This is a genomic window from Microvirga tunisiensis (assembly GCF_009296175.1).
In the GTDB taxonomy this organism is placed as follows: domain Bacteria; phylum Pseudomonadota; class Alphaproteobacteria; order Rhizobiales; family Beijerinckiaceae; genus Microvirga; species Microvirga tunisiensis.
Window position 1 is genome coordinate 1 of record NZ_VOSK01000201.1, and the last position, 12,071, is coordinate 12,071.

Sequence of the window (12,071 nt, forward strand, 5' to 3'; positions counted from 1 at the left end):
GGTTTTGCTCCACGCTTCCTTCAGACCCCACCTCGCGGTGGCGCCCTTGCGCTTTGCTAACCCTTCGCCGCCATCAGGCTGGGTAGAGGACTTGCACCTCCAAGCTGTCGAACATGCTCGGCACACGAAAAAAGGCGGGCCGAAACCCGCCTTTCCATTGCTCATCCGCGAGCGCGAGCGCGTATCATGAAGGTGTCGTAGGCGTATTCGGCCACCTGGAACCAGAGATATTCCTCGCCGCGGAACGCCCTGTAGCTGTCGTAGATCTTCTTGAAATCCGCGTTCTTGGCCGAGGTCTCGTCATAGACCTCGTTGGCGGCCTTGTAGGCCGCTTCCATGATCTCTTGCGAGAAGGGGCGTAGCTGCGCGCCGTTGCCGATCAGACTGCGCAGGGCGGCCGGATTCTTGGCATCGTACTTGGCCTGCGTGTCCACGTTCACATATCCCGCAGCAGCCTGGATGGCGGCTTGGTAGTTCTTGGGCAGCTCGTTCCATTTCTGCAGGTTGATGTAGAAGTGAATGGCAGGACCACCCTCCCAGAAGCCCGGATAGTAGTAGTAAGGCGCGACCTTGTTGAGACCGAGCTTCTCGTCGTCGTAAGGCGCCACCCACTCGGCAGCGTCGATGGTGCCGCGCTCCAGCGACGGGTAGAGATCGCCGCCGGCGATCTGCTGCGGCACGACGCCGAGCTTGCCCATGATCTGCCCGGCAAGGCCCGCGATGCGCATCTTCAGTCCCTGCAGGTCCTGAACGGTCTTGATCTCCTTGCGGAACCAGCCGCCCATCTGCACGCCGGTATTGCCCGCAGGCAGAGCGTACACGTTATGCTTGGCGTAGAACTCGTTCAGCAGGGCATTGCCGTTGCCCTGATAAAGCCAGGCGTTCATCTGACGGGAATTCAGGCCGAAAGGCAGCGTTGTGCCGATGGCGAATGTCGGGTCCTTGCCCACGTAATAATACGAGCAGGTATGACCCATCTCGACCGTTCCGCCGCCGATGGCATCAAGCGCCTGAGGCGCGCCGACGATCTCGCCGGGCGCGAAGGTCTGGATGATGAACTTGCCGTCGGTGGCTTCCGCGACGAGCTTGGCGAAGGTCTCGCCGCCGCCGAACAGGGTGTCGAGGGATTTCGGGAAGGCCGAGGTCAGGCGCCAGCGGATCTCGGGGTTCGACTGGGCGATGGCCGGCTTGGCAACGGCTCCGGCGGCTGCGCCGATTGTGGCGGCTTGGAGGAATGCACGACGTTTCATGGGCGTCCCTTTCATTCGTTTACGTTTCAAGGCGCACATGAGACAGAAAGTTTCAACGCGACGCACTCAAACGAATAGTTGAGACGTCCCTATAACGGGCCGGACGGAAGAAGGGAGGTCTTCCGAAGCAGGGACTTCATGCATTCAATGCATGCGTGGGGCGGCCCCAAGACAAAGCTTGGAGCCGCTTTCCCAATCGGCGTGAAATGAACGGAGCAGGTCCGTCAGAAAATCAGTTCGCCCGCTCCCCAGGCGAGGAGGATCAGGAGAATGAAGGCGAGGAGGAACAGGCCGAACAGGACCTTGGCGATGGTCTTGGCGCCGGAGGCGACGCCCGTGAAGCCCAGCGCTCCCGCCACCAGGGAAACCACCAGGAAGATCAGAGCCCATTTGAGCATGTCTGTACCCTTGTCGCTTACTGTCCAGCTACAGGCATAAGCACTCACGCTCGATCCGGTTCCGGGCCGCTTGCGCTCAGATCACGACGGTGACCTTTTCGGCGGCCCGCGTCAGGGCCGTATAGAGCCAGCGGCTGCGATGCTCGCGGAAGGCATAGGACTCGTCGAAGAGCACGAGATCGTCCCATTGCGAGCCCTGAGCCTTGTGCACGGTGAGCGCATAGCCATAGGTGAACTCATCGGACTCCTTGCGCAGGACGAACGGCACCTCCTCCCCCGTCCCCTCGAAGAAGGCCTTGTGCACGGCGACCTCCACCGACCGGCGGCGGGCATCGTCGTCGGACAGCACATCCATGCGGATGAAGTCGTTGCGGATGCCGCGCAGGGCCTGGATGCTCCAGGTGCCGCCGTTGAGCAGGCCCTTGGTCTTGTCGTTGCGCAGGCAGACGAGCTTCTCGCCGGCCGCCGGCATGGGGTCGCGGTAGCCGTTCAATTCGCGCAGGCGCGTGTTGTAGAGACGCCTGGTCTTGTTGAGGCCGACCAGCACCTGATCGGCCGCCGTGACGGCGTTCGCGTCGATCTCGCGGCGGCGGATGATGCGGCTCTCGCCATAGGTGCCCGGCTCCAGCCGCCCGCCTTCGCGAACCTGCATCGAGAGATGAATGATGGGATTGTCCTTGGCCTGCCGATGCACTTCCGTGAGCATCACGTCGGGCTCGCCTTCGGTGAAGAAGCCGCCGCCCTTCACCGGCGGCAATTGCGCCGGATCGCCGAGTACGAGAACGGGCTGCCCGAAGGACAAGAGATCACGCCCGAGCTCCTCGTCCACCATGGAGCATTCGTCGATGATGATGAGGTCGGCCTTGGAGGCCGGACTCTGGCGGTTGAGCACGAATTGCGGACCGTTCTCATCCGACTCCCGCGAGCGGTAGATCATCGAATGGATCGTCGAGGCCTCAGTGCAGCCCTTGGTGCGCAGCACGAGCGCGGCCTTGCCGGTATAGGCGCCGAAGGCCACCTCGCCGTCCACGTTCTCGGCGATGTGCTTGGCGAGCGTTGTCTTGCCCGTGCCGGCGTAGCCGAAGAGACGGAACACCGGACGGTCGCCGCGGCGGAGCCAATCGGCGACGGCTTTGAGGGCAGCATCCTGTTGCGGCGACCAGGTCATGCGGATTTCGCCTCGCGGTGCAGTGAATAGAGAAGACCCATGATGATGATGCCGCTGCCGAGGAAGACATATGGATCGAGCGGCTCACCATAGAACTGCCAGCCCACGAAGGCGATCAGCGGGATGCGCATGAAGTCCAACGGCACGACCATGGTGGCGTCGCCCCGGCGGTAGGCGTTGGTCAGGCAGTAATGCGAGAGCAGACCTCCGACGCTGATGCCGACGAGGGCCAAGGCATGGGACGACTGGACCTCGAGCCAGAAGGCCCGGCTCACGCCCGCGAGGTTCATGGGAAGCTGCAGCAGGTTCATGAAGAACAGGATCGAGAAGGTGCTCTCCGTCATCGTCAATCGCTTGGTCATGATGGCCACGAGAGCAAAGCTGAATGCAACGCCAAGCATGAGGAAACTGGCCGGCTGCAAGGTTTCCAACCCCGGGCGCAGGATCACGAGAATGCCGATGAAACCGAGCACGATGGCGACGAGACGTCCTCTCGTCATCCGCTCCTTGAGCAACGGGATTGCCAGCAAGGCGACCCAGGCTGGCGTGGTGAACTCGATCGCGAAGACGGTTGCGAGCGGCAGGAGCGTGAGTCCGAAAGCCCATCCATCCGTGCCGAGAAAATGAAGGACATTGCGCGCGAGGTGCAGCGGGAAGCGGCGCGGCTTCAATCCGGACCGAAGCTCCGGCTTGAGGAGCGCGAGCACGAGCAGGATCAGGACGCCGGCCGCGTTGCGAACGGCCAGCATCTCGAAGATCGAGAAGGTGGACGCAAGCGCGCGCACCGCAATGGCCGTTGCGGAGAAGGAGAAGAGCGCGCCGCTCATCCAGAGGACGACGGCAAGGATGCTGCGATGAGGCACGGTGGTTCAACCGATATGAGGGTCTTCTCGCTTAACCTGCCTCCGCCACCGCGTGAAGCCTCCATCGTCATGCCACCTGCAGCGACGAAGACGCACACGGCGAATGAGCCCGAGATCGAGTCTCGGACAAGGCTCCGATCATCCCCTCACGCACGGGGCGTGAATCGTGATTCTCGACTCGTCTTCGACTCGCAGGCCGATTTTCGCCTCCGATCGACAAATTTTTTTGAGTCTCACGCACGAGGACTCCGAGACGCGTAAAACCCGTCTTCGACCCTCTCCAAGTGAAGAGGATTTCGGTTGCGATGTTGAACGTTCCTGAACACATCCGAATACTCTGCGGACGTTTAACATCTTCTTTACTCATGCGCTAAGCCATTGTTACGAAATGCGATTTAGACGTCATCACAACAGCGCGGCGTCGCGAATACCGACATCGAAGCACCTAAGGAAGAGACTCTAACTGTCTCATCTTGAACCCGATATTGAGTCTTAGATCTGCAAGTGCAGAGAGACATACCCGGCAACATATCCACAGAAAAAGTGAGCGTTCTACTGTCAACACTTTCCGATAATCGGAACCCCGTTGGTATAACGACGTTGCCTTGCAAGCGTGACGGTTGCACGCGAAGGCCCTTGAAGGAGGCGGCAATGCCGACAGACACCAAGTCAAACCCGCTGACGATGCTGTTCACGGGAGACACCGGTGCGACCAGCACCAAGAAGACCGCTAAGAAGAGCAGCGCACGCCGCGGCTCGACCAGCACCGCCAAGAAGGCGGGAACGAAGACCGCTGCCAAGAAGACGGCAGCAAAGTCGGCCTCCCGGTCGGCAACGAAATCTTCGGCCAAGTCAGGCGCGAAGAAGGCCACTGCCAAGAAGGCAGTCGCCAAGAAGACCACTGCAAAGAAGACCGCTGCCAAGAAGACCGCGACCCGTTCGTCGGCCAAGTCGGCAGCTAAGAAGTCCACTGCCAAGAAGACGACCGCCAAGACCGCGGCCAAGAAGACGACCGCTAAGAAGACTTCGGCCAAATCGGCCGCCAAGAAGTCCTCTGCTCGTTCGACTTCGGCTCGTTCGACGGCCCGGAAGTCTGCCTCTCGCAGCTCCAGCCGCGGTGCGGTGAAATCGGCTTCGAAGGCGCGTGGCGCATCGAAGTCGACCACGAAGCGCGCAGCTGCCGCTTCGAGCCGGACCTCTGCCACGAAGAAGTCGGGCAAGGTCGCCAAGCGGTCTTCCAGCTCCCGTTCCTCGAGCGCTCGCAAGAGCCCCTCGAAGTCCCGGAAGCGCTAAGACGAGCATGCCGCAAGCGCCGGGCTAGGACCTTTCCTAACGGCCGGCGCCTGCGCATAAAAAATCGCCCGGCGAAAGTCGGGCGATTTTGTTTTCATAGGATAGCGCCGGGTTATCGGCCCGTGCTCATCGGGTCGCTTGCGCCCCAATAGGGCGTGGCGTTGTAGTAGCGATGAACGTGCTCTTCCCATTCGCGGTCGTAGGAAGCGTCATGCCCTTCCGCGCTGCGGCGGGGCGCTCCACGCAGCTGATCCTCCGAGAGGTTCAGCTCATAGGCGTCGAGCTCGGTATTGTATTTCAGGACGCTCCAGGGAAGCGTGTAGTATTCCTCACCGAGCCCCATGAAGCCGCCGAAGCTCATGACTGCATAGGCGACCTTGCCGGATCGCTTCTCGATCATCACGCGCTCAATCGTTCCGATCTTCTCGCCGTCCGTGCGGCGCACCGGCGTTCCTTCGACCTTGTCGCTGGCGATCAGACTGTGGGTTTCGCGAACGTCGCTGCTTTGTGCCGTCGTCTGCATCATTTCGCTCCCTTCATGTGTGAGATCCTAAGGCAACGCTCGGGTGGAAAGGCCGGTTCCGGTTTCGGGCCGGAGGCCCAAGGTTTCCAACGCTCTTAATCGGGTTCTTCCCACCAAGCGCTGCCGTAGGAACCCCCTTCCCGACCTCACGTTGACCCACGTTTATGAAACTTGAGGATATGAAGGAGAGTGCCATGGCGGTTCGCCAGAAGTCGGCTGAGGACCAGGTCGTCGTCATCACCGGCGCATCCAGCGGCATAGGACTTGCGACGGCTCATCTGTTTGCCGAGCGCGGCGCCAAGGGTCTCATCCTGGTCGCCCGCAACGAGGACGCCCTGCGCAAGATCGCCGACGAGCTCAGCCATGGGTCGACGCGTGCGATTGCCGTTGCGGCAGACGTCAGCAAGCGCGAAGATCTGGAGCGGGTGGCGCGCACCGCCATCGAGACCTTCGGCGGCTTCGATACATGGGTGAACGATGCCGCAGTGGCCCTGTACGGGAACCTCAACGACATCCCACTGGAGGACCAGCGTCAGCTCTTCGACGTGAACTATTGGGGTGTCGTCAACGGCTCGATGATCGCGGCGGACCATCTGCGCCATCGCGGCGGCACCATCGTCAATGTGGGCAGCGTCCTGTCAGAGCGGACCATGATCCTCCAGACCCAATATTCCGCCTCCAAGCACGCGGTGAAGGCCTTCACGGATGGCCTGCGCATGGAACTGGCAAATCAGGGCACGCCAGTCTCGGTCACGCTCATCAAGCCATCGTCCATAGACACGCCCTACGTCGAACATGCCCGCAACTATCTCGATCGGGAAAACGCCGTGCCGCCTCCCGCCTACGATCCCCATCTCGTCGCCAAGGCGATCGTGTTCGCGGCCGAACATCATCGTCGCGAGATCACGATCGGCTTCGGCGGTTGGGTCATCGGCGCGATGGGCAAGGTCGCGCCTCAGCTCGTCGACAAGGCGATGGAATGGACGGGCTATGCTTCGCAGACGACGGATCATCCCGAACGACCAGGCATGCGCGACAACCTTTATGGAGCCCGCGAGGACGGCGACATGTATTCGTCTCTTCCTGGCGAACCGCGCAAGACGAGCCTTCTCCTCGAAGCACAGCTTCACCCCTTCGTGACCGCCGCCTTGCTGGCCGGCGTTGCTGCCGGCATCGCGACCCTGTTCCTGCCGTCTATGGCGGGGAGCCGGCGTCCGAAGCAGTTCAAGCGTCCAACACCGCGCTACCAGCCCCAGCCCGCCATGCGCCGCAGCGGCAACGGTCACGACAAGCGCACCTTCGGTCCAGGTCACATGAGCCAGCGCGGTCCGTACGAGGGCCGCCCACAGCCCAGACATTGAAGGCACGGAAGGGCCGGATCGGAAGGTTCGACTTTTCCGAGACTCCGGCTCGTCACTCGGCCCTTGCTCGGTTTCTCGTCCTGAGAGGCTGGCCCATAAATCCATGCGTTACTCAGGAGCGGGCTTGGGAAGCTGCAGGTTTTAGAAGCAGGCTCTGAGGCAGTCTGATCTTGACCGCCGTCATCACCGGCCTTGTGCCGTTGATCTCGATTGTTTTGAGCGTAGCGCCGTTCAGTATCGGGATGGCCGGCACAAGGCCGGTGATGACGGGGGGGAGGAGGATGACACCCAAAGTTTACTTACGAAAGGCTTGTGAGCCTTGGTTTCGCGGTTCCGGCCGTTCTTCTGGAGAGCGACAAGATGGCCGCATCCGGCACGTTCCGAAGTGGAAGATTGCAGGCTAGCCTCTCTCCATGATCCCGATTCGCTCTCTCGCCATCCCCCTGGTTCTTCTCATCGGCGGCTCCGCCGCCGCTCAGGACAAGGGTACTATCGACCCGAAGCCGCTGCCGCCGCTCGCCAATCCGGGCGACCCCAAGCTTGCCGCGAAGGAACTGTTCGGGCGTCGCACCGCGCCAGCCGATCTTCGCTCGCGCTCCATTGGCAGCTATGCCCGCGGCTGCGTTGCGGGCGCAGCGGCCATCCCGATCGACGGCGACAACTGGCAGGTCATGCGCCTGTCCCGCAACCGCAACTGGGGCCACCCGCAGCTGATCGGTTTCCTGCAGCGGTTCGCCACCCGGCTTCCGGGCATCAACGGATGGCCCGGCCTTCTCGTCGGCGACATCTCCCAGCCGCGCGGCGGGCCGATGATCACGGGCCATGCCTCGCACCAGATCGGCCTTGATGCGGATATCTGGCTCACGCCCATGCCCAATCGCCGCCTCTCGCGAGCGGAGCGAGAGGAGATGTCGGCCACCAACATGGTGCGCGATGATGGGCTCGACATCGATCCCGCCAGATGGACGCCGCAGCATTCCGCCCTCATCCGCGCCGCCTCATCGGAAAGAGGCGTTGCCCGGGTCTTTGTGAACCCGGCGATCAAGAGGGCGCTCTGCCGGGAAGCGGGAGCAGACCGGTCCTGGCTGACGAAGGTACGGCCGATATGGGGCCACAACTACCATTTCCATATCCGCCTCGCCTGCCCGGCCGGCGAAGCGGGCTGTTCCGATCAGGATCCGCCGCCGAGCGGCGACGGCTGCGGCGCAGAGCTCGATGCCTGGTTCACGCCGCAGATGCTGCATCCGAAGCCGGGCAAGCCCCGTCCGCCGCTCACCCTGGCGCAACTGCCCAATGAGTGCCGCAGCGTTCTCGAGGCTCCTTGAGACAGGCTTCAAGGCGAAACGGCTCGCATCCCGGAAGATGCGAGCCGTTCCCTGAGGATTTCGGACAGAGTGGTATTTTATTCGGCAGCCACGCCGACTCCGATCTGGCAGGACACGCCCGTGCCGCCGAGGCCGCAATAGCCGTTCGGATTCTTGGCCAGATATTGCTGATGGTAATCCTCGGCGAAGTAGAAGGGTCCCGCATCGAGGATCTCGGTCGTGACCGGCCCATAGCCCTTGGCGGCCAGCGCCCGGCCGTAAGCCGCCTTGGAAGCCTCTGCGGCCTTCTTCTGGTCCTCGTTGAGCACGTAGATCCCGGAGCGGTACTGGGTGCCCGCGTCGTTGCCCTGGCGCATGCCCTGGGTCGGATCGTGGTTCTCCCAGAAGGTCTTCAAAAGGGTCTCGTAGGAGATCGCTTTCGGGTCGTAGACCACCAGCACGACCTCGTTGTGCCCAGTCAGGCCGGAGCACACTTCCTCGTAGGTCGGGTTCGGCGTGGTGCCGGCGGCATAACCTGCAGCGGTGATCCAGATGCCGTCACCCAGCTGCCAGAACTTGCGCTCGGCGCCCCAGAAGCAGCCAAGGCCGAACACGGCCTTTTCCATGCTCTCGGGATAAGGCGGCTGAAGGGGACGGTCGTTGATGAAATGCCGCTCAGCCGTCGGAATCGGGCTGGTCCGGCCGGGTAGAGCCTCGGCGGCAGTCGGCAGGTCGAGTCGTTTGCGGAAGCTGAACATGGAGATCCCTCGCGTGACCTCGCTGATGTAAGCACTGCCCCGCGCTTGCGGGAGAGCCCCTTCCGTCACCTTCCCGTGAAAGCTCAGCGGCCCGCGAGATATCCGATCGGCTCCAGCGGCTTCTGGCCCAGCCACATCAGCAGCGCGCCCACCAGGAAGCCCGTGACCGAAGCAGGCATCTGCAGGATGTAAGTCGCGATCGGATCCCACAGCCAGGGATAGCCACGCTGCGCGATGCTTCCCTCAAGCCCGGCCATTCCACTCGGGAAAAGGGTTCCGGCCACCTTACCGATGGATGCGAATGATACAGCATTATTGACGATGGATCGCGTTCCGTCGATCACCAACCCGATAAATCCCGCCGCGATCAGCAGGAGGCCAAGGCTACGCGCTAGAAACTTCAAGGGAAGACACCTCTATGAATAGAGGGGGATTATCTAGAGCGTTTTGTCGCAATGGCAAAGGCGATTCAGGCTAAATTGACTCAAGTTCGGTCTTGCCTTTCGCCCCGGTTTAGCGATACACGGGCGCTCCGCAGACGCAAGCGGAGAACCTGAGCGACCCGTGTCGAACGGCGGGTTTGAAGGTTCCAAGAGTCCGAGAGGCTCATGCTGGAGGGGTGGCCGAGTGGTTGAAGGCGCACGCCTGGAAAGTGTGTATACGGGAAACCGTATCGCGGGTTCGAATCCCGCTCCCTCCGCCATTATTCTGCCTAAGGCATTGACAAACCTGTAAAATCGGCCAGCCGGTTTCGAATACTCCACAGAATAGCCCACAATTCCGCATGGATTGTGTTGGACATCTATGGATGCACTGGAGGTTGAGGCAAAGATTGCCGACCCATGCAGGGAGCATGGCATGTTGGAAGCCACCCTGCACAACTGGAAGGCGAGGTTCGGCGGCATGGATGTCTCCGACGCCAAACCGTCAAAGAAGCTTGAGGATAAGAACGCCAAACTGAAGAAGCTGCTGACGGAGTCAATGCACGATGCCTCAGCCTTGCGAGCCGCTCTCAAAAAGCGGTAGGTCCCGCCGCCCTGAACGCATCGCTGTCATCCCAGATCCCTTTCGCGCCCACGAACCTGCCGCTCTTTGAGCGGTGTTAGATCACTCAAGTCCAGAAAAGCAAAAGCCTCGCACGAGGCGAGGCTGGCTTATCGAACCTTTGGCGCTCCCTGGTGTTCTGTCACTGACGGGAGATTCCGAAATCTGGTCCGGCGTGCGATGGTGCTCGGATGGGCAAGATCGAACGCATTGAGGTTCCCGCCGCTGATCGAGATCGCTTGGAGAGCTTGGTCGGTGACCGCAACACATCCCAGAAGGTCGTCTGGCGGGCTCGGATTGTTCTGCTGGCTGGTGAGGGCCTGCGCGCTACCGAGGTCGCCGGCCGCGTCGGCACGAGCACTCTGACGGTGAGGCGCTGGCGCCGCCGCTATGCGCAGGCGGGCGTCGACGGGCTTCTCAAGGACGCCACCCGCCCGCCGGGGCGTCAGCCCCTGACGGCAGCCGTGATCCAGCGCGTTGTCGCCATGACCCTGCATGAGAAACCGCCGCGAGCGACGCAGTGGAGCGTGCGCTCGATGGCCGCTGTCACAGGCCTGTCCCACACCAGCGTGCAGCGGATCTGGCACGCGCACGGCCTCAAGCCGCACCTGGTCAAGACCTTCAAGCTGTCCACCGACAAGCCCTTTGTCGAGAAGATCCAGGACGTGGTCGGCCTCTATCTTGATCCACCGGACAAAGCCCTGGTTCTGGCAGTTGACGAGAAGAGCCAGATCCAGGCGCTCGACCGCACCCAGCCGGGCCTGCCGCTCAAGAAGGGCCGTGCCGGCACCATGACCCACGACGATCAACGACATGGCACCACGACCCTGTTTGCTGCTCTTGATGTGGCGACCGGCACGGTCCTGGGCACCTGCATGAAGCGCCATCGCCATCAGGAGTTTGTGCGCTTCCTGCGTGTCATTCATCGCAACACCGACAAGCGCCTCGCCCTGCACCTGATCGTGGACAACTACGCCACCCACAAGCACCCGAAGGTGAAGGCTTGGCTCGAGAAGCATCCCCGGATCCATCTGCACTTCACGCCGACATCGGCCTCGTGGCTCAACCTGGTCGAGCGCTTCTTTGCCCTGATCACCCAGGAGCGCATCCGGCGGGGCGCCTTCACGAGCGTGCCCGACCTGGAGAGGGCGACCATGGCCTACCTGGAGCACCACAATGCAGATCCCAAACCCTTTGTCTGGACCGCCTCGGCCTCAGCTATCCTGGAAAAGGTCGCCCGTGCGAAACAAGCGTTAGAGTCACAACACTAGGGGGAGACGGTGCCAGGCAGTGCAGAACATTGATTTACAAGCACTTTTCAGCTGCTCGTGTAGCACGAATGTAGCATAATCGTGTGGCACCCTGCTAGGGTGAAGTACCCCTCCAACCTATGAGGGTCTGCCTCCTCGACGGCTTCCGTTACGTAACGGAAAACTGAGGCACAACTTACAGGGCCGACACCTGGCACTGAGGCTCACCTCGGCCCGCTCACTTACCCTGTGGGATCTTGGCGAACTGCGCGATGCTGACCTGAGGAAACCATATGGCGCTAAGAATCGGCTGAGCGACGATTGCACCAACGAGCGCAAAGGAGGCCACAGCGAGCCCGATACAGCCGCAGTGAAGAAGACGCTTCTTGTCGGGCATGGGATCACCCTCTCAAGCATCATCATTGATGGCAAGTAACGCTCGAAGGTCAAACAGGTTGCGGCTCCACCGCCTGGAGCTGCACGAGCAAGTCGCGGTGGGCGTACCAGTCCCTGAGGGTCTCCTGTATCTCAGGCAGCGCGTCCTTCGCAGCCGCAAAGGCTCAGCTCAAAAGAAAAGAGCCCCCGAGGGGCTCTAAGTGGTCGCATCGATTAGGACCCTCTCAGCTTGGGTCTTGCGAGGATCTTCATCAATTGCCCTTAAGGGCTAGCAAGCCATCGGCTACTCGCAGACCGTATGTAGCGCGACGCGCGAATGTGTGAGTAAGGCGACGGCCAGATTTACGAGATGTCGCCTCCGGTTGAAGTCGACCTACCGTGTCACGGGACGACACGGAGGAGCGCATGAGCCGGCTCGATCAGGAGGCTCGCATGACTATCAAGGCATTGGCGGCGCGGGGAG

The 12,071-nt window shown here is 61.7% G+C and carries 12 protein-coding genes, 1 tRNA gene and 1 pseudogene; 5 read left to right on the forward strand and 9 right to left on the reverse strand.

The genetic code is table 11. The features are described 5' to 3' along the window. Positions 1-161: 161 nt before the first annotated feature. The 6 genes from FS320_RS29450 to FS320_RS29475 all read right to left on the reverse strand — a co-directional run bounded on the left by FS320_RS29450 (position 162) and on the right by FS320_RS29475 (position 5,495). Positions 162-1,250 (reverse strand): TRAP transporter substrate-binding protein, encoded by a 1,089-nt coding sequence (locus FS320_RS29450; protein WP_152715813.1) that lies wholly within the window; start codon positions 1,248-1,250, stop codon positions 162-164. A gap of 224 nt (positions 1,251-1,474) precedes the next feature. Further along, positions 1,475-1,648, reverse strand: a complete 174-nt coding sequence (locus tag FS320_RS29455) for a DUF1328 domain-containing protein (protein ID WP_152715814.1) — start codon at positions 1,646-1,648, stop codon at positions 1,475-1,477. Positions 1,649-1,724: 76 nt separating this feature from the next. After that, the gene (locus tag FS320_RS29460) at positions 1,725-2,816 is read right to left on the reverse strand and encodes an ATP-dependent DNA helicase (protein WP_152715815.1); all 1,092 of its coding nucleotides are present in this window, start codon (positions 2,814-2,816) and stop codon (positions 1,725-1,727) included. Continuing rightward, positions 2,813-3,679, reverse strand: a complete 867-nt coding sequence (locus FS320_RS29465; RefSeq protein ID WP_162003326.1) for an EamA family transporter — start codon at positions 3,677-3,679, stop codon at positions 2,813-2,815. The genes FS320_RS29460 and FS320_RS29465 overlap by 4 nt, the downstream gene beginning before the upstream one ends. A gap of 395 nt (positions 3,680-4,074) precedes the next feature. Next, complete coding sequence (locus tag FS320_RS47090; protein ID WP_202882910.1) at positions 4,075-4,944, reverse strand: hypothetical protein; 870 nt, start codon at positions 4,942-4,944, stop codon at positions 4,075-4,077. Between the two features lie 140 nt (positions 4,945-5,084). Further along, positions 5,085-5,495, reverse strand: coding sequence for a PRC-barrel domain-containing protein (locus FS320_RS29475; protein ID WP_036363378.1), 411 nt, complete (start codon positions 5,493-5,495; stop codon positions 5,085-5,087). A 194-nt stretch (positions 5,496-5,689) separates the two neighbouring features. Between FS320_RS29475 and FS320_RS29480 the strand changes: the two genes are divergently transcribed. Together FS320_RS29480 and mepA are read left to right on the forward strand one after the other, a co-directional pair. Then, positions 5,690-6,856: an SDR family oxidoreductase gene (locus FS320_RS29480; protein ID WP_152715816.1), complete on the forward strand. Its 1,167-nt coding sequence runs from the start codon at positions 5,690-5,692 to the stop codon at positions 6,854-6,856. A gap of 413 nt (positions 6,857-7,269) precedes the next feature. Beyond that, positions 7,270-8,181 carry a penicillin-insensitive murein endopeptidase gene (mepA, locus tag FS320_RS29485; RefSeq protein ID WP_152715817.1) on the forward strand — a complete coding sequence of 304 codons (912 nt, stop codon included), beginning with the start codon at positions 7,270-7,272 and terminating at the stop codon, positions 8,179-8,181. A 77-nt stretch (positions 8,182-8,258) separates the two neighbouring features. Here mepA and msrA read toward each other — a convergent pair whose 3' ends face one another. Together msrA and FS320_RS29495 are read right to left on the reverse strand one after the other, a co-directional pair. Beyond that, a complete protein-coding gene (msrA, locus tag FS320_RS29490) occupies positions 8,259-8,918 on the reverse strand; it encodes a peptide-methionine (S)-S-oxide reductase MsrA (protein ID WP_152715818.1) in 660 nt (219 codons plus the stop codon). A gap of 83 nt (positions 8,919-9,001) precedes the next feature. Beyond that, positions 9,002-9,322: a PetM family of cytochrome b6f complex subunit 7 gene (locus tag FS320_RS29495; protein ID WP_152715819.1), complete on the reverse strand. Its 321-nt coding sequence runs from the start codon at positions 9,320-9,322 to the stop codon at positions 9,002-9,004. A 209-nt stretch (positions 9,323-9,531) separates the two neighbouring features. On the opposite strand from FS320_RS29495, the gene FS320_RS29500 reads away from it, so the two are divergent. From FS320_RS29500 to FS320_RS29510, 3 genes and pseudogenes are all read left to right on the forward strand, one after another. After that, positions 9,532-9,621: transfer RNA gene (locus FS320_RS29500), tRNA-Ser, on the forward strand. Between the two features lie 101 nt (positions 9,622-9,722). Next, positions 9,723-9,941 (forward strand): annotated as a pseudogene (locus FS320_RS29505) (transposase); the annotation flags it as partial. Between the two features lie 212 nt (positions 9,942-10,153). Continuing rightward, entirely contained in the window at positions 10,154-11,233 is a 1,080-nt protein-coding gene (locus FS320_RS29510; protein WP_152715821.1) for an IS630 family transposase, read from the forward strand. 217 nt (positions 11,234-11,450) lie between these two features. Here the strand turns inward: FS320_RS29510 and FS320_RS46220 are convergent, their stop codons facing one another. Then, positions 11,451-11,609, reverse strand: coding sequence for a hypothetical protein (locus FS320_RS46220; RefSeq protein WP_162866309.1), 159 nt, complete (start codon positions 11,607-11,609; stop codon positions 11,451-11,453). Between the last annotated feature and the right edge of the window lie 462 nt (positions 11,610-12,071).